This is a genomic window from Aeromonas sp. S15(2024) (genome assembly GCF_041402265.1).
In the GTDB taxonomy this organism is placed as follows: Bacteria; Pseudomonadota; Gammaproteobacteria; order Enterobacterales; family Aeromonadaceae; genus Aeromonas; species Aeromonas dhakensis.
In genome coordinates this window covers 593,696-609,896 of record NZ_JBGLQY010000002.1, presented here as the reverse complement: position 1 = coordinate 609,896, position 16,201 = coordinate 593,696, and the positions used below count along the sequence as shown (strand labels likewise).

13 protein-coding genes are annotated in these 16,201 nt (G+C 63.7%); 7 read left to right on the top strand and 6 right to left on the bottom strand.

Annotated features, from left to right (window positions below):
* Window positions 1-130: 130 nt before the first annotated feature.
* Window positions 131-895 carry a sulfate transporter CysZ gene (cysZ, locus tag ACB033_RS06825; protein WP_017779872.1) on the bottom strand — a complete coding sequence of 255 codons (765 nt, stop codon included), beginning with the start codon at window positions 893-895 and terminating at the stop codon, window positions 131-133.
* 109 nt (window positions 896-1,004) lie between these two features.
* Here cysZ and ACB033_RS06820 point away from each other — a divergent pair, with 109 nt between their 5' ends.
* The 3 genes from ACB033_RS06820 to ligA all read left to right on the top strand — a co-directional run bounded on the left by ACB033_RS06820 (window position 1,005) and on the right by ligA (window position 7,622).
* Window positions 1,005-4,379 (top strand): AAA family ATPase, encoded by a 3,375-nt coding sequence (locus ACB033_RS06820; protein ID WP_139725393.1) that lies wholly within the window; start codon window positions 1,005-1,007, stop codon window positions 4,377-4,379.
* A gap of 15 nt (window positions 4,380-4,394) precedes the next feature.
* Window positions 4,395-5,516 carry a cell division protein ZipA gene (gene zipA / locus ACB033_RS06815; protein WP_019839074.1) on the top strand — a complete coding sequence of 374 codons (1,122 nt, stop codon included), beginning with the start codon at window positions 4,395-4,397 and terminating at the stop codon, window positions 5,514-5,516.
* Window positions 5,517-5,615: 99 nt separating this feature from the next.
* Window positions 5,616-7,622, top strand: coding sequence for an NAD-dependent DNA ligase LigA (ligA, locus tag ACB033_RS06810; protein WP_139725394.1), 2,007 nt, complete (start codon window positions 5,616-5,618; stop codon window positions 7,620-7,622).
* 73 nt (window positions 7,623-7,695) lie between these two features.
* Here ligA and ACB033_RS06805 read toward each other — a convergent pair whose 3' ends face one another.
* Window positions 7,696-8,673 (bottom strand): ABC transporter substrate-binding protein, encoded by a 978-nt coding sequence (locus tag ACB033_RS06805; protein WP_139725425.1) that lies wholly within the window; start codon window positions 8,671-8,673, stop codon window positions 7,696-7,698.
* A gap of 442 nt (window positions 8,674-9,115) precedes the next feature.
* Here ACB033_RS06805 and nrdD point away from each other — a divergent pair, with 442 nt between their 5' ends.
* The 4 genes from nrdD (at window position 9,116) to ACB033_RS06785 (ending at window position 12,684) form a co-directional block, all read left to right on the top strand.
* Window positions 9,116-11,233 (top strand): anaerobic ribonucleoside-triphosphate reductase, encoded by a 2,118-nt coding sequence (gene nrdD / locus ACB033_RS06800; RefSeq protein ID WP_124249167.1) that lies wholly within the window; start codon window positions 9,116-9,118, stop codon window positions 11,231-11,233.
* A 169-nt stretch (window positions 11,234-11,402) separates the two neighbouring features.
* On the top strand, window positions 11,403-11,912 hold the full coding sequence (gene nrdG, locus ACB033_RS06795; protein ID WP_139725395.1) for an anaerobic ribonucleoside-triphosphate reductase-activating protein: 510 nt from the start codon (window positions 11,403-11,405) through the stop codon (window positions 11,910-11,912).
* A 64-nt stretch (window positions 11,913-11,976) separates the two neighbouring features.
* Window positions 11,977-12,147 carry a YqaE/Pmp3 family membrane protein gene (locus ACB033_RS06790; protein WP_005343870.1) on the top strand — a complete coding sequence of 57 codons (171 nt, stop codon included), beginning with the start codon at window positions 11,977-11,979 and terminating at the stop codon, window positions 12,145-12,147.
* 144 nt (window positions 12,148-12,291) lie between these two features.
* Window positions 12,292-12,684, top strand: a complete 393-nt coding sequence (locus tag ACB033_RS06785; RefSeq protein WP_139725396.1) for an energy transducer TonB — start codon at window positions 12,292-12,294, stop codon at window positions 12,682-12,684.
* Between the two features lie 31 nt (window positions 12,685-12,715).
* Here the strand turns inward: ACB033_RS06785 and ACB033_RS06780 are convergent, their stop codons facing one another.
* From ACB033_RS06780 to ACB033_RS06765, 4 genes are all read right to left on the bottom strand, one after another.
* On the bottom strand, window positions 12,716-13,075 hold the full coding sequence (locus ACB033_RS06780) for an MliC family protein (RefSeq protein WP_005303350.1): 360 nt from the start codon (window positions 13,073-13,075) through the stop codon (window positions 12,716-12,718).
* 127 nt (window positions 13,076-13,202) lie between these two features.
* On the bottom strand, window positions 13,203-13,964 hold the full coding sequence (locus tag ACB033_RS06775) for an ABC transporter substrate-binding protein (protein WP_017783996.1): 762 nt from the start codon (window positions 13,962-13,964) through the stop codon (window positions 13,203-13,205).
* Between the two features lie 141 nt (window positions 13,965-14,105).
* The gene (locus ACB033_RS06770; protein WP_005303346.1) at window positions 14,106-15,134 is read right to left on the bottom strand and encodes a DUF2955 domain-containing protein; all 1,029 of its coding nucleotides are present in this window, start codon (window positions 15,132-15,134) and stop codon (window positions 14,106-14,108) included.
* 10 nt (window positions 15,135-15,144) lie between these two features.
* Window positions 15,145-16,200: an HlyD family secretion protein gene (locus ACB033_RS06765; RefSeq protein WP_005303344.1), complete on the bottom strand. Its 1,056-nt coding sequence runs from the start codon at window positions 16,198-16,200 to the stop codon at window positions 15,145-15,147.
* Window position 16,201 lies beyond the last annotated feature (1 nt).

The following is a 16,201-nucleotide window of genomic DNA, read 5'->3' as shown; positions in this document are numbered from 1 at the left end:
TATCCCAGGGTGCGAGAAAGGCCCGCATCCTAACAATCTAGCGCTGGCGGGACAAGCAAACTCATATATGCATTAGATTAAGTAATGAAAAGGGGGCTTTCGCCCCCATTTTTCATCATGCTTGTCCGGGTCAGCGCTTGAGCTGTTCGCTGCGGTAGTGATCGACCCACATGGCGGTGGCGCCGCAGATGGCGACCGGCATCACGAACAGGTTCACCACCGGGATGGCGGAGAAGAGGGTGACCAGGGCGCCGAAGCTCAGGCACTTGCCGCGGCGCTGCTTGAGGGCATCGCGCATGGTGATGAAGTCGATCTTGTGATTGTCGAACGGATAGTCGACATACTGGATTGCCATCATCCAGGCGCTGAACAGGAACCAGAGCACAGGCGCCAGGGTCTGGCCCACCACCGGAATGAGGAACAGGATCAGGCAGCCGATGGCCTTGGGCAGGTAGTATTTGAGCTTGATCCACTCGCGGCCGAAGGTGCGTGGCACATCCTTGACGATGTCCAGCATGCCGGTGTCGTTGGCGGCCTCGCCAGTGAGCGCCTGCTCCACCTTCTCCGCCAGCAGGCCGTTGAAGGGGGCGGCTATCCAGTTGGCCACCGAGCTGAACAGGAAGGAGAAGACCACCAGTATGGTAATGAGGGCGATGGGCCAGAGCAGGTAGTCCAGCCAGTCGAGCCAGCTCGGGATCTGCTGGTGCAGCCAGGCGAACAGGCCATCCAGCTGCAGCAGCAGGGCGTAGAAGGCCCCGGCAAACAGCACGAAGTTGACCAGCAGGGGGATCAGCACGAAGGTGCGGATGCCGGGCTGGCGAATGAGGGAGAAGCCGCGCAGAAAGTAGTCTGCACCGCTGATCGAGTCTTTTACCATACGGGGGGAGTGGCTCATCGGAGCTCCATCTGTTCATGGGAAACTGCCAGCATATTACAAACAAGCTTTTGATTTGGTAAAGTCGCCTGCCCGCCTCCTCTTTATTTCGTTACCGACATAGGCCGCCATGCGTCTGAAATTGATCAAACTCGCCGGCTTCAAGTCGTTTGTCGAGCCGACCCGCATCGAACTCAACGCCGACATGACTGCCGTGGTGGGGCCCAATGGCTGCGGCAAATCCAACGTCATCGACGCTGTGCGCTGGGTGCTGGGGGAGAGCTCCGCCCGCCATCTGCGTGGCGAGAACATGACCGACGTCATCTTCAACGGCTCCATCAACCGCAGCGCCCACGGCCGCGCCTCGGTGGAGCTGGTGTTCGACAACCCCCACAACCGGGTACCCGGTGAGTTCGGCCGCTTTACCGAGATCTCGGTGCGCCGCGAAGTGCTGCGCGACGGCTCCAACCACTACCAGATCAACGGCCAGAAGTGCCGCCGCAAGGACGTGACCGACCTCTTCCTCGGCACCGGCCTCGGGCCGCGCAGCTACGCCATCATAGAGCAGGGCACCGTCAGCCGGCTGGTGGAGTCCCGCCCCGCCGATCTCAAGCTGTTCATGGAGGAGGCCGCCGGGGTCTCCCGCTACAAGGAGCGGCGCCGGGAGACCGAACAGCGCATCCGCCATACCCAGGAGAACCTGGAGCGCCTCGGCGACATCCGCGGCGAACTGGGGTCGCGCCTCGACCACCTTAAGGCCCAGGCCGAGACCGCCGAGCGCTACAAGCAGCTCAAGAGCCGCAGTCGCGCTGCTCGCGCCGAGCTGATCGGCTCGGAATTGTGGGCGCTGGAGACGCGTCTGGGCGAGGCCAAGACCGAACTGGCCCAGACCGAGCAGGCGCTGGTGGCCCTCGATGCCAAACGCACCGCCGATGAGGGGCGTCACGTCACCCTGTCGGTCGCCCGCCAGGAGGCGCAGGCCGAACAGGCAAGCCGTCAGCAACAGATTTTTCTCGGCGGCCAGGCCATCGCCCGCCTCGAGCAGCAGCAACTGCACCAAACCGAACTCGGTCGTGACTGGCAGGCAAGGCGGCAGGCCCTTGGCGAACGCATCGAAGGGCTCAAGACCCAGCTGGCCGGCCAGCTGGAACAACTGGGCGAAAGCACTCTGCAGGGGGAGGTGGCGTCGGCGCGCCTCGAGCAGTGTGAGCAGTTGCTTACCGACCAGCAGAGCGTGCGCGCGGCGGCGGGCGAGCGGCTCGAGCAGGCGCGCCAGCGCCAGCAGCAGTGGCAGCAGCAGCTTGGCCAGTTGCAGGGGCGGCTCAACCAGACCCGCGCCGAGGTGAACGGCCTGCAGGAGCTGCAGGCCAAGACCCGGCTCGCCCGTCTCAAGCTGGAAGATGAACAGGCCGGCCCCCTCGGCGGGGAGGAGGAGAACCTGCAACCGGCGCTCGATGCGCTGGCGGCGACGCTCTCGCTCTCCCGCGCTCGTCATGAAGAAGCCGAAGCGGCGTGGCAGGCCGGCGTGGCCCGCCACGAAGAGCTCAAGGCAGCGCAGGGGCGCCAGCAGGGCTTGCTGCGCGAGCTGGAGGCGCGCCTCGCCACCCTGGATCAGATCCTGGGGGAGCAGATGGCGGGCGCCACCCTGGCGGATCGGCTGCAGGTCCCCCCCGAGTGGGCCCGGGGGTTGGACAAGGTGCTCGGTCGCTGGCTCACCGCCACCCCGGCGGACGAGTGCAATCTGGCGCAATCCGGGCTCTGGATTGGTCCGGCCCGACCTGCGGTCGCCGGCACCCTGGCGGCGCAACTGGGCGGTGAACACATTCCCGCCTTCCTCAACGCCATCTGGCTGGCAGAGAGCCGGGAGGAGGCGCAGGCCCGCCTGCACAGCCTCTCTGCCGGTGAGTCGCTGCTCACTCCTGCCGGTGACTGGTTCGGCCCCAACTGGGCGGATCTGGGGGAGGGCATGGCCCTCGGCACCCTGGCGCTGCTCGGCGAACGTGAGCGGTTGCACAGCGAGCTGGTCGCGGGCCGGGAGGCGCTGAGCCGGCTCGATGAACAGTTGGCCGCCGCCGATGCGGCGCGGGCCCAGCGGCACAGCGCCCATGAACTGGCCCAGCGCACCCTGCGCGAGCAGGAGCAGCAGTGGCAGCAACTGCGTGAGGCCTGGAGCCTGCGTGAAGGGCAGCGCCAGGCGCGGTTGCAGCGCCTCGGCCAGCTGGGAGAGGAGTTGATCCGGCTGGATAAGGAGCAGGCTGAGGAGGCGCAGCGGCTGGCGTCGGCCGGGGAGCGGCTTGAGCAGGGTGAGGCGGCCCTTGGCGAACTGCAGGAGCAGGGGGAGCTGCTTGCCGAGGCGCTGCTGCTCGCCCAGGAGCAGGCGAGCACGGCGGATCGCGCTGTGGAAGAGGCCCGCCTGCGTCGTGAACAGCAGCAGGCCGCCTGCCAGCGGCTGCAACTGGAGCAGCAGAACCAGCGCCAGCTCATCACCCTGCGCGAGCAGGAGCTGGCCCGCCTCGGGCTGGAGCTGGCCGAGCTCAAGGAGCCGGGGGCCACTTCGAGTCAGGATCTGTCGCCCCTGCTGGCCGAGCAGCGTAGCCTCGAGGAACAGCAACTTGCCTGTCATCAGCGGCTTGCAGAATTGGAGCGCCAGTTGACCGAGCTGGAGCAGGCCAGAAGCGCCGATCACAAGCAGCTGGTGCAGATACAGGAGAAGCTGGCGACCCTGCGGCTCGAGCGCGAACGCAACCTCACCCGCCGGCAGGGGCTGCATGAGCAGTTCGAAGAGCTGGGGGTACGGCTGGTGGATCTCGATCAGGCGGTGCTGATAGCGGCTGATCGCGGCAAGCTGCGCCAGGAGATCCAGACCCTGGAGGCGCAAGTGGAGGCGCTTGGCGCCATCAACCTGGCGGCGCTGGAGGAGTATGAAGAGGCGAAAACCCGCGCAAGCTACCTGGAAAACCAGTGCCAGGATCTGGAGCAGGCGCTGGAAACCTTGAGCCAAGCCATTAAAAGAATTGATAAAGAGACACAAATACGCTTCCGTGACACTTTCGATAAGGTCAACGAAGATTTAAAATCCCTGTTTCCAAAAGTGTTCGGTGGGGGCAGTGCCTGGCTTGAGCTCACCTCCGATGATCTTTTGGAGGCCGGAGTGAGCATCATGGCGAGACCTCCGGGTAAGAAGAATGCTACCATTGCCCTGCTTTCCGGGGGGGAGAAGGCGTTAACCGCTCTTGCGCTGGTTTTCGCCATCTTCAGACTCAATCCGGCACCTTTCTGTCTGCTGGATGAGGTGGATGCACCGCTCGATGAAGTGAACGTCGGTCGCTTCTGTTCTCTTGTCAAAGAGATGTCGAGCACAGTACAGTTCGTTTACATCAGTCATAATAAGGTCTCCATGGAGATGGCTGAGCAGCTGGTTGGCGTCACGATGCAAGAGCCCGGGGTTTCGCGCATAGTGTCGGTCGATATCGGTGAAGCCGTCGCTTTGGCTGAGCAAAACTAGAAAGAGAAGCAGCTAATGCAGGAATTGCGTTACATCTTGGTTGCCCTGGGCGGTATTGCCATCGCGGCATTGCTCATTCACGGGTTGTGGAGCAACAGAAAGAATCGTCAGGCACCGATCAAAGAGAAACCTCTGGGCCGGATGGAATCCAAATCACGGGATCGTGACAACGACGCCTTCGACAGCGATGGCATCGGTCAGGTGCGAGTGGTCAGCGGTGGCCGTCGTGCCGAGCCCAAACTCCACCATGATGAGCCTCGCCAGCCGGAAGTGAGCCGTCGCGCCCCCGCGCCCGCCTTCGATGATGAAGAGGATGACGCCGATCTGCCGCCGCCCGTGGTACGCAAGCCTGCCGCTCGCCCCGTGCCCCCGCCTCCCGTCTATGAAGAGGAAGAGTATGAGGAGCCGGCCGCCGAGCCTGTGGAGGAGGCGCCCGCCGCGCCGGTACGCAAGCCTGCCCAGGTGATCCGTCGTACCCCGGTTCACCGTTCCCGTCCCCAGCGCGAGCCGCTGCTGCAGCCGCTGGACGAAGAGCCGCTGGTGGAGCCAGCCTACGCCACCGCGCCCACCTTCGGTGCCCGTGAACAGGCCCAGGCCGCTGCGCCCGAATACAAGGCGCAGCCCCGTTACGCAGCCCCCGAGCCTGCCTACGAGGAGCCCGCCTATGAAGAGCCGGTGCAGGAGCCGCAGATTGAACGTCAGCCGGTCGAGAAGATCTGGCAGGATGTCTATGTCATCAACCTGATGGCGCGCCCCGGCCACGACCTGCAGGGGGCGACCCTGATCTCTTCCCTGCTGGCGCTGGGCTTCAAGTTTGGCGAGATGGACATCTTCCATCGCCACGAGGATCTCAACGGCAAGGGCGAAGTGCTCTTCTCCATGATCAACATGGTCAAGCCGGGTACCTTCAACCCGTACCGGATGGAGCAGTTCACCACTCCGGGCGTGTCGCTCTTCATGCAGCTGCCGCTGCGCAGCAACGCCGCCTTTGCCTTCGAGCACATGCTGCAGTCTGCCGACCAGCTGGCCAGCGATCTCGATGCCATGCTGACTGACGTGGATCGCAGCCCGCTGAGTGACGAGACCATCGCCCGTTACCGGCACGAGCTGGCCGCCTACGAGGCCAGTCGCGACTAATACGCCAGGCGGGTCGAATGAATCAAAAGTGCGGTACCCAGGTGCCGCATTTTTATTGCTCCGCTGGCCGGTTTTTTCATCACACTTCGAGACTTTTTCATGAGCGATATCCTCTCCCGCCACCGTCAACTGTGTGAGCTGCTTACCGAATATGGGCATCAGTACTATGTGCTGGACAACCCCACAGTGCCGGATGCCGAATACGACCGCCTGATGCGCGAGCTGATCGCGCTGGAGGCCGACCATCCCGAGCTGAAAACCCCGGCCTCGCCGAGCGTGCGGGTGGGCGGTCAGCCGCTCACCGCCTTCAAGCAGGTGCGCCACGAGATCCCCATGCTGAGCCTGGACAATGTGTTCAGCAGTGAAGAGCTGCAGGCGTTCGAACAGCGCATGAGCGATCGCCTCAAGCGGGAGGTCAATTTCACCTTCTGCTGCGAGCCCAAGCTGGATGGCCTGGCGGTGAGCCTGCTCTATGTGGACGGCCAACTGGTGCAGGCCGCCACCCGGGGCGATGGCACTACGGGTGAGGAGATCACCGAGAACGTGCGCACCATCAAGGCCATTCCCCTGACCCTGCGTGGCGAGGGGTGGCCGGCAAGGCTGGAGGTGCGCGGCGAGGTATTTATGCCCAAGGCGGGGTTCGAGGCAATGAACGCCAGAGCGCTGGCCGCCGGCGAGAAGGTGTTCGTCAATCCGCGCAATGCCGCCGCCGGCAGCCTGCGCCAGCTCGACTCGCGCATCACCGCCAGCCGCCCGCTCAGCTTCTACGCCTATGGGGTAGGGATCGGTGGCGAGCTGCTGGGGGATTCCCACTACGGCCGCCTCACCCGGCTCAACACCTGGGGGCTGCCGCTCAGCCCCGAAGTGAAGCTCAAGGAGGGGGCTGCCGGTTGTCAGGCGTTCCATGACGACATCCTGACCCGCCGTGGCGAGCTCCCCTACGAGATCGACGGCGTGGTCTACAAGGTGGATGCCATTCCCCTGCAAGAGGAGCTCGGCTTCGTGGCCCGTGCGCCGCGCTGGGCCACCGCCCACAAGTTCCCGGCCCAGGAGGAGATGACCCTGCTCGAAAACGTCGAGTTCCAGGTCGGTCGCACCGGCGCCGTGACCCCGGTGGCCAAGCTCAAACCTGTGTTCGTCGGCGGCGTCACCGTCTCCAACGCCACCCTGCACAATGCCGACGAGATTGAGCGCCTTGGCGTCATGATCGGCGACACCGTGATCGTGCGCCGGGCCGGGGATGTGATCCCACAGATCGTGGCGGTGGTGGAGGCCCAGCGTCCAAGCGATGCCCGTGAAATTCTGTTCCCGACCGAGTGCCCGGTGTGCGGCTCGGCGGTAGAGCGGCTGGAAGGAGAGGCGGTGACCCGCTGCTCCGGCGGTCTGTTCTGCGAGGCGCAGCGCAAGGAGGCGATCAAGCACTTCGCCGCCCGCCGTGCCATGGATGTGGACGGCCTCGGCGACAAGATAGTCGAGCAGCTGGTGGACAAGGGGCTGGTGAAGACCCCGGCCGATCTGTTCGGCCTCAATGCCATCCAGCTGGCCGGACTCGAGCGGATGGGGCAAAAGTCCGCCCTCAATCTGGTGGCGGCCATCGATGCGGCCCGCAGCACCACGCTGCCGCGCTTCCTGTTTGCGCTGGGGATCCGCGAAGTGGGGGAGGCGACCGCGCTGAACCTCGCCAATCACTTCCTCACCCTGGACGCCCTGCGTGCCGCCTCGGTGGAGCAGTTGCTGGAAGTGGCCGACGTGGGGGACGTGGTGGCCAAGCATGTCTACTACTTCCTGCGCCAGCCCCACAACATCGAGGTGCTGGAGGCGTTGCTGGCCGCCGGTATCCACTGGCCGGCCATCGAGAAGAAAGAGGCAAGCGATCAGCCCTTTGCCGGCAAGACCTTCGTGCTGACCGGCACCCTCACCACCTTGTCGCGCAACGACGCCAAGGCGGCGCTGCAGGCGCTCGGCGCCAAGGTGGCGGGCTCGGTGTCGGCCAAGACCGATGTGCTGGTGGCGGGGGAGGCGGCGGGCTCCAAACTGGCCAAGGCCCAGGAGCTCGGCATCACCGTCTGGACCGAAGAGGAGTTGCAGCAGGCGCTGCAGGGCTGAGTTGCTGCTACATCCAGATAAACGAAGAACCCGGCCATGCCGGGTTCTTCGTTATGGGGACAATGCTCCGCGCTCAATCACGCCAGAGGATCTTGTAGCGCCACTTGTCGGGCAGGGTGAGCCGCCAGCGGGCCAGCTCGCTCTTGCTGAACACATACTCGCCGCGCAGGGCAGCCCGCGGCGCCAGAGTCTTGGGCTGGGCTCCCTCCAAAATGGCATTGACCAGCTCGGCCGCCTTGGCCCCCTGATCGTGCCCATCCAGCACCAGGCCGCCGATGGCCTTGCCCTTGCCCACCGTAAACTCCCAGAAGCAGAACAGCGGTACCGGGCTGTGGGCACTGGTCCACTCCAGCACCTGGCGTTCATCCACGTGGCGACCCTGCTCATCGATGAGGGTGTGGTAGAGGCCGATGAAGATGGCCTGATAGCCGTTTTGCCTGGCGTTGAGCACGGCCTCCTGCCACAGGTCGTAGTCGCCGAGCAGCTGGCTGTTGACCCGGGTCTGGCCGACCCGCAACTCGGTCTGGGTCTTGAACTCGTCCTCGATGGCGGTCAGGGCCACGTTGCTCGAATCGAACAGCACCAGTGCCTTCTTGATCCCCCCCATCAGCTGGCTCATCTCGCTGATGTTGCGCTTGAGCAGGGGGCGCTCCAGCACGCCGGTGATCTTGGGGTGGCCGACGAATCCCTTGTGGCGCGGGTTCTCGTTCATGCCGAGGAACACGACCGGGGTGCCGAGGGAGGCGATGCTGGTGGCCAGGTAGTTGATGGCGTTGTCATCGCCAAGCACCACCAGATCCGGTTTCACCTGGTGGTAGTAGGCGAGCGCCCGTTCGGCGATCTGGTCGAACTCTTCGGCGGGGCGGCGCTTGGTATCCATGTAGAAGTGGCTGATGTGGTGCTCGCCCTTGAGGTTGGCCACCAGGCTGGCGTTGTAGCTCTGATCCCACAGGTATTCGGGATGGTAGCTGCTGATCACCAGGATCTCGGCAGCCCACAGCCGCAGCGACAGGGGGCACAGCAACAGTAGCAGCAACAAAGGCTTGGTCATATGGCTTCCCATCGGCACAGAGGTGTTGTCATTCATTATGTTCACTCCTGGGCCAGCCGGTGCCGGTCAATTACTGTCGGAGGGGAAATCTTTTTCTCGCTGGCCGGCATCGGGCGCCAGCCCGCACCAGGCTTGAGCGTGGTCTCGTGTGGTACCTTTTATGGCTGGTCGGGAACTGCGCCACTCGCCTCAAAACCTGTTCTGGATCAAGAAATACGCCCCCGCTTTGGTGCCTAATAGACACCACATATAGGGCTGCATTCGTTTTTAATCCCTATATGTTGTGTTATTAAGCTGTGTAAAAGCTGTTCCCTTCTCATCGTCAGCCCAGGCTTGTCAAGCCTCGGCTGAATTTATTTGCGCCGAGGACGAGGCGTGGAGAAGGGGGCCAAACAAGGGTAAGCCGAGGGCGAGAGCCTGGCCTTTTTAACGGGGAAATTCCATGAAACCGGTTGTGATCAAACGTGATGGATGTCGCGCACCATTCAATGCCCAGCTGATTGCCGAGGCGGTGGGCCGAGCGGCGGAGGCGGTCAACCAGGCCAGTCCGGCGCTGGCAGAGCGCATTGCCGCCGCCGTCAGCCAGGAGCTGGAAGGGCGGGGAGAAGTGGACATCCACGAGATCCAGAACCGGGTCGAGAACCACCTGATGGCCTCCGACGACAAGGCCATCGCCCGTGCCTACATCGAATACCGTCACGACCGGGATCAGGCTCGCGAGGCCCGCGGCCGGCTGGCCCAGGAGATCCGCGGCCTGGTGGAGCAGACCAACGCGGCCCTGCTCAACGAGAACGCCAACAAGGATTCCAAGGTGATCCCGACCCAGCGTGACCTGCTGGCGGGCATCGTCGCCAAGCATTACGCCACCAGCCACATGCTGCCCCGCGACGTGGTGCAGGCTCACGAGAGCGGTGATCTGCACTTCCACGATCTCGACTACTCCCCCTTCTTCCCCATGTTTAACTGCATGTTGATCGACCTGAAGGGGATGCTGACTCACGGCTTCAAGATGGGTAACGCGGAGATCGACACCCCCAAATCCATCAGCACCGCCACCGCGGTCACCGCCCAGATCATCGCCCAAGTGGCGAGCCACATCTATGGCGGCACCACCATCAATCGTATCGACGAAGTGTTGGCTCCCTACGTGACCATCAGCTGGGAGAAGCACCGGGAAGTGGCGGTGGAGTGGGGCATCGGCGATGTGGATGCCTACGCCATGGCCCGCACCGAGAAGGAGTGCTACGACGCCTTCCAGTCGCTGGAGTACGAGGTGAACACCCTGCACACCGCCAACGGTCAGACCCCGTTCGTCACCTTCGGCTTTGGCCTTGGCGACAGCTGGCAGTCACGCCTGATCCAGCGGGCTATCCTGAGCAACCGCATCGCCGGCCTTGGCAAGAACAAGAAGACCGCCGTGTTCCCGAAACTGGTGTTCGCCATCAAGGATGGCCTTAACCACAAACAGGGCGATCCCAACTACGACATCAAGCAGCTGGCGCTGGAGTGTGCCTCCAAGCGGATGTACCCGGACATCCTCAACTACGACCAAGTGGTCAAGGTGACCGGTTCCTTCAAGACCCCCATGGGCTGCCGCTCCTTCCTCGGTGCCTATGAGGAGCACGGCGAGCTGGTCCACGAGGGGCGTAACAACCTGGGGGTCGTGAGCCTCAACCTGCCGCGCATCGCTCTCAAATCCCGCGATGAAGCGGACTTCTGGGACAAGCTGGACGCAGCCCTGCGGGTAGCCAAGACCGCACTGATGTACCGCATCAAGCGCCTGGACGGGGTCAAGGCCCGGGTCGCCCCCATCCTCTACATGGAAGGGGCCTGCGGGGTGCGCCTGAAGGCGGACGACAATGTCAGCGAGATCTTCAAGCACGGTCGCGCCTCCATCTCCCTTGGCTACATCGGGGTACACGAGACCATCAACGCCCTGTTTGGCGATCAGGTGCACCTGTTTGATAGTGCCGAACTGCAGCAGAAGGCCATCGCCATCGTCGAGCGCCTCAAGGCCGCCACCGACGAGTGGAAGGAGGAGACCGGCTACGGCTTCAGCCTCTACTCCACCCCGAGCGAGAACCTCTGCTCCCGCTTCTGCCGCATCGACGCCAAGGAGTTTGGCGTGGTGGCAGGGGTGACCGACAAGGGTTACTACACCAACAGCTTCCACCTCGACGTGGAGAAGCAGGTCAATCCGTACGACAAGCTGGACTTCGAGGCGCCCTATCCGCCCATCGCCAGCGGCGGCTTCATCTGCTACGGCGAGTACCCCAACATCCAGCACAACCTGGAAGCGCTGGAGAACGTCTGGGACTACAGCTATGACAAGGTGCCCTACTACGGCACCAACACCCCCATCGACGAGTGCTACGAGTGCGGCTTTACCGGCGAGTTCGAGTGCACCTCCAAGGGCTTCACCTGCCCGCGCTGCGGCAACCACGACCCGGCCAAGGTGTCGGTGACCCGCCGCGTCTGCGGCTACCTCGGCAGTCCAGATGCGCGCCCCTTCAACGCGGGCAAGCAGGAAGAGGTCAAGCGCCGCGTCAAACACATGTGAGCCGAGCCCTCACCCTAGCCCTCTCCCAGAGGGAGAGGGTACCGGTCGAGGTGCTGTTTGTACTGCCTTGCTCCCTTCTCCCGCTCAGGTTGAAAAGAGTGGGAGAAGGGCTGGGGATGAGGGGGCATCCATCATCACCTGCCTGCCAAACCGTGAATCGAGAGACAAGATGCACTACCACCAGTACTACCCGGTCGATGTGATCAACGGCCCAGGCACCCGTGCCACCCTGTTCGTGTCGGGCTGCGAGCACCAGTGCCCCGGCTGCTACAACCAGAGCACCTGGCGCCTCGATGGTGGCAAGCCGTTCGATCTGGCGATGAGCGATCGCGTCATCGCGGATCTCAACGACACGCGCATCAAACGGCGGGGACTGTCGCTCTCCGGCGGCGATCCGCTCCACCCCGCCAATGTGCCGCATGTGCTGGCGCTGGTGCAGCGGGTGCGAGCCGAGTGCCCCGGCAAGGACATCTGGTGCTGGACCGGCTATCTGCTTGGCGAGCTCAGCCCGGCTCAGCGCGAGCTGGTGGCCTTGCTGGACGTGCTGGTGGATGGCAAGTTCGAGCAGGGGCTGGCGGATCCCGGCCTGCTCTGGCGCGGCAGTAGCAATCAGCAGATCCACGACCTCAACGCCTGGCGGGAGGGAGGGGAACGGATCCCCTGTCTGGTTTGCAGTTGAGGTCAGGGATGTTTATGGTTAGCCCATTCCAATCCCTGTGACATCGTTGACGAGGAAATCCGAGATGAACAATCTGCTCAAGATCCTGCTGGCCATCTTCCTGCCGCCGGTCTGCGCCTTTATCCAGGTGGGCTTCAGCCTGCATTTTCTGATCAACATAGTGCTGACCCTGCTCGGCGGTCTGCCCGGCATGGTCCATGCGCTCTGGCTGGTGGTCAGCGACAAGCGCGGCTGACGTTGAGCCTCTTTGCTAAAAGCCAACCCGATGGGGTTGGCTTTTTTTATGCTGCTCAAACGGGTTCCGATTGTTACAGTAATGGGCCGGCAACCCTGCCGGGGAGGGGTGACCCCTCTGATCTGACTCAACAAGGAGTGTTGAATGGGTTTGAAGGTCTTGCTGCTGGGCACTGTGCTCGGCCTGCTGGGGGGCTGTGCCAGCCCCAGTCCCACCGTGAAACTGAACCAGCCGCCGCTGGAGGTGACCATGGCGGAGCTTGGCAAATACTGGGTGCAGGATGGCGAAGTGCCCCCGTTTGAACCGGTGGGCGGCGCGCCAGCCAAGCGGCCCGTCAAGGGCTATGTGGAGATCCGTTATCTCATCGACTCCAACGGCAATCTGTTCAGCCCAGAGATCCTGACCTCGGAGCCGCCCGGCGTGCTGGACCTGATCGCCCTGTCGGGGCTGGCCAAGACCCGTTATCGAGTGTCGGAGCAGAACCCGCAGGCCATTCCGGTGCGAGTGGTGGGTCGCTACGAGATTGAAGTGGAGTAATGAGAAACCCCGGCCTGGCCGGGGTTGTTGTTTACTGCTGCTTGCAGTCGTTGTAGACGCTCTGCCACTCGCCGTCCTTGTCGCGCATCTCGACAAAGCCCTCATCTCCCTTGTTCCACCAGACGGCCTCGTGATCGTCGGTGTAGCGGGCGCCGGAGGCAGAGACGCTCTGCGGCAGGGTGTAGTCCTTGCCGTCCGGCAGTGCCAGCTTGACGAAGTTCAGGCTCTGATCGGAGAGGGCGAAGTAGCGCACCTGTACCCGTTGGCCCTGTTCGCACAGATAGGTGACGGGGTCGCCGCCGGTCACGCTCAGGGGGTCGGCGCCGCGTTCGCAGCCGCTCAGCAGGGTCAGGGTCGTGATGCCCAGCAGCAGAAGGTTGGCGTGCTTCATGTTGATTCTCCATCGGTGTCATCCGGGCGTGATCCTAACAGCTTGCCCAAGGGGGGCAATGCCGCTCGACCCGACTTGCGTCGATATGCGTCCATGGGCGTCAAAAGAAGCACTAATGAGTATGGGCTCAATGCAGGCCGAGTCTGGCCTCGAAGGCGCGCACCAGCGCCTCGTAGGTGCCGTTGTTCTTGATCTTCTGCAGCCCCTCTTCGAAGCGACTGGCCATCTCCTCACCCCGGGGATGGGCGCGGGAGAAGGCGAGCCAGAAACCGTCGGTGGAGATCTTGCCCACCTTGACCACCTTCCCGCTCAGCTGTTTCTGCTGGATCTTGAGGTAGCCCGGCATCTCGTTCATCAGTATGTAGTCAACCCGGCCACGCACCAGCATCTCGATGATCTGGGTGTCTGACTTGGCCTGAAAGCGGGTGATCCTGGGGTTTTCCATGAAATCGGTGGGGTAGGTGTAGCCGAGGGTGATGCCCACTGTCTTCTGTTCCAGCGAGGTGAGCTTGAGATCCCGGCGCGGTTCGCTGGCCAGGGCGAAGATGGCGAGATCCTCCTCGAACATGGGGGTCTCGTGCCAGAAGTACTGGTAACGGTTCTCCTCGGTAATGGTGGCATCGAAGCAGCCGAGCACCTTGTCGCTGCGCGCCTCGTACATGCAGCGGGCGAAGGGGATGGTGCGAAACTCCACCTCGATTCCCTCGGCGGCAAAGGCTGCCTTCACCAGCTCGGGCGCCAGCCCCTGCGGCTGGCCGCTCTCTTTGTCGAGAACGCAGTAGGGGGCCCAGTCATCTTCCGCGGCGATCAGTACAGACTCGGCCCGGGCGCTTCCCACCATCAGCAGAAGACAGATAACCAGCCAGTGAATGTGGGTTGCGTGTGTCATGGTCTCTCTCCCGTTGCCAACTGCCCTAGCAAGCATAGTTGCTGGGGCTGGCCGCAGGCACCGCCAGATACAGGGCAAAAAAAACGCCCCGGTAGGCATAGCGGGGCGAAAGGCGCACATCCTTGAGCTAACAACAGGGGGTCAATAACCGAACCGGGTGGCCTCGAAACGGTTAAGCAGTCGGTGGATGAGGTAACAGGCCAGCAGGGTGGCGACGATGGCAAACAAGATGCTGCTGACCCGGTAGAGGGCGCTGAACACCAGATCGTTGCCGGGCGTCAGGTACTGGCCGAACAGGATGCCGAGGGTGGTGAGGGCGCCGAAGCCGACCCCGGAACCGCTCGCCTCCTTCACGTGGGCATGACTGAACAGCATGGCGCCGAGCCAGAGCAAGGGGGCAACCAGGATCAGCAGCCCGGACCAGTCGTAGAGCACCAGCTGGCCGACCAGGCCGAAGCTCACCCCGAGCAGGGTGCCCATGGCCCGCTTGCGGGCATAGCTCAGGGCGCCGTCCCAGTGCATGGGGAAGAGCACCAGCAGAGTCGTGGCCTGGGCCGACATGGAGTCCCGCAGATCGAAGAGCTGGAACACCATGAAGGAGAGGGTGGCGATGCTGGCGCCAAGCAGCGCCTCGTGCCGCATCCGGTGCGGTGCCTTGGGGGAGGGGGCTGGCTTGGGGCGCTCCTCCACGTCGGGGATGAGTGCCGTCATCAGGTAGGCGATGAGCACTGACAGCACGCTGGCCCACAGGTTGCTGAAGATGAGGTCGTTGAGATCGGTCTGCGGGTAGCTGGCAAAGTGCAGCATGATGCTGAGACTCAGCACCCCGTTGGCACCGAACAGGAACAGGCTGCCCCGTGACATGGCGGCGAAACGGTAGAGAAACAGCAGGAAGGCGATGGGGATCATCAGGCCGGGATGGCCGCCGAACAGCCCCCCCAGCAGCCCCACTTCCAGCCCGCAGACCACGGCGGCGGCGATCAGCTGGCGGGCAGCATGACCGTTCATCACCGGCACCATGCCCAGCAGCAGCACAGGCGTCACCGTGTAGAAGACGCCGTAGTTCCAGCCGAACAGCTTGCAGAGCAGAAAGCCGCTGGTGCTGCCAAAGGCGATGCGCAGGCATTGGCGCAGTTCATTGGCGGTGAGGGGTCTGTGCCACAGGTTCATTGCCGTCACCTCAGTAGATGTAGTGCAGCAGGCTGAGCAGGCGGATCTGGGCGCGGGCCAGCAGCCCGGTCAGGGCGTTGTCGGGCAGCAGCTGCACGGTGGCGCGGGCACCGGCCGGCAGATGGGCGGGCAGCTGTTCCAGCGCCAGGTGCAGGCGCAGACGCTGAGCGTCGCGCACCCAGCGATCCGACTCGGTGGGGCTGGCCAGCTGGCCGTTGGCATCGAACTGGCCGGCGCTGACCCCGGCATCCAGGCTGGTGACCCGGGCCGGATAGAGGCGGCCCGGCTCGCCGTCGAAGGCGACCAGGGCCAGGCTGTCCTGGTCTACGTGGCGCAGGCTTTTCTCGCGAAAATCGGCGATCACGTCCACCTGCTCGGAGACCAGCGCGAGCAGCGGGGCGCCCGCCGCGGCGAAGCTGCCGGGTTTGAGCTGCAGGTTGGTGATGATGCCATCCTGGCTGGCGTGGACCCGACTGTAGGCGAGGTTGAGCTCGGCCTGGGCGAGGCGGTTGCGAGCCTGGCGCAGCAGCAGGTTGTCGTCGCCGGGCAGGCCGCGGTTGACCCTGGCCTGGGTCATGCGCGCCTTGCTGGCCAGCAGGTTGGCCTGGGCGGTGCGAAATGCGCTGTCGGCGTCATCCTTCTGCTGCTCGGAGACCATGTGGCGGCGATAGAGGGCGTCGATACGCTCCGCTTCCCGCAACTTGAGGGCAGCCTGGGTCTGCAACGAGCTGAAATCGGCGCTGGCGGCGTTGAGGGTGGCATCGAGCTGGCGATTCTGCTGCTCGGCCTGGGCCAGGGCGAGGCGAGCCTGCTCTACCGCCAGTTCGAAGGGGGCCGGGTCGAGGGCAAACAGCAGGTCGCCCTGCTTGACGTGCTGGTTGTTGGCGACAGCCACCTCCATCACCTTGCCGCTGACCTGGGGCGCCATCTTGGTGACGACGCGGGTTGCCATGGCTTGCGGGGTGAGCGGCATCTTGAGGTCGGCCAGCAGGAAATAGGCAAAGACCAGCACGAAGGCGCCCATGGCCCATTTGATCCAGCGTTGGAATTGTTGATCCGGGGTCATC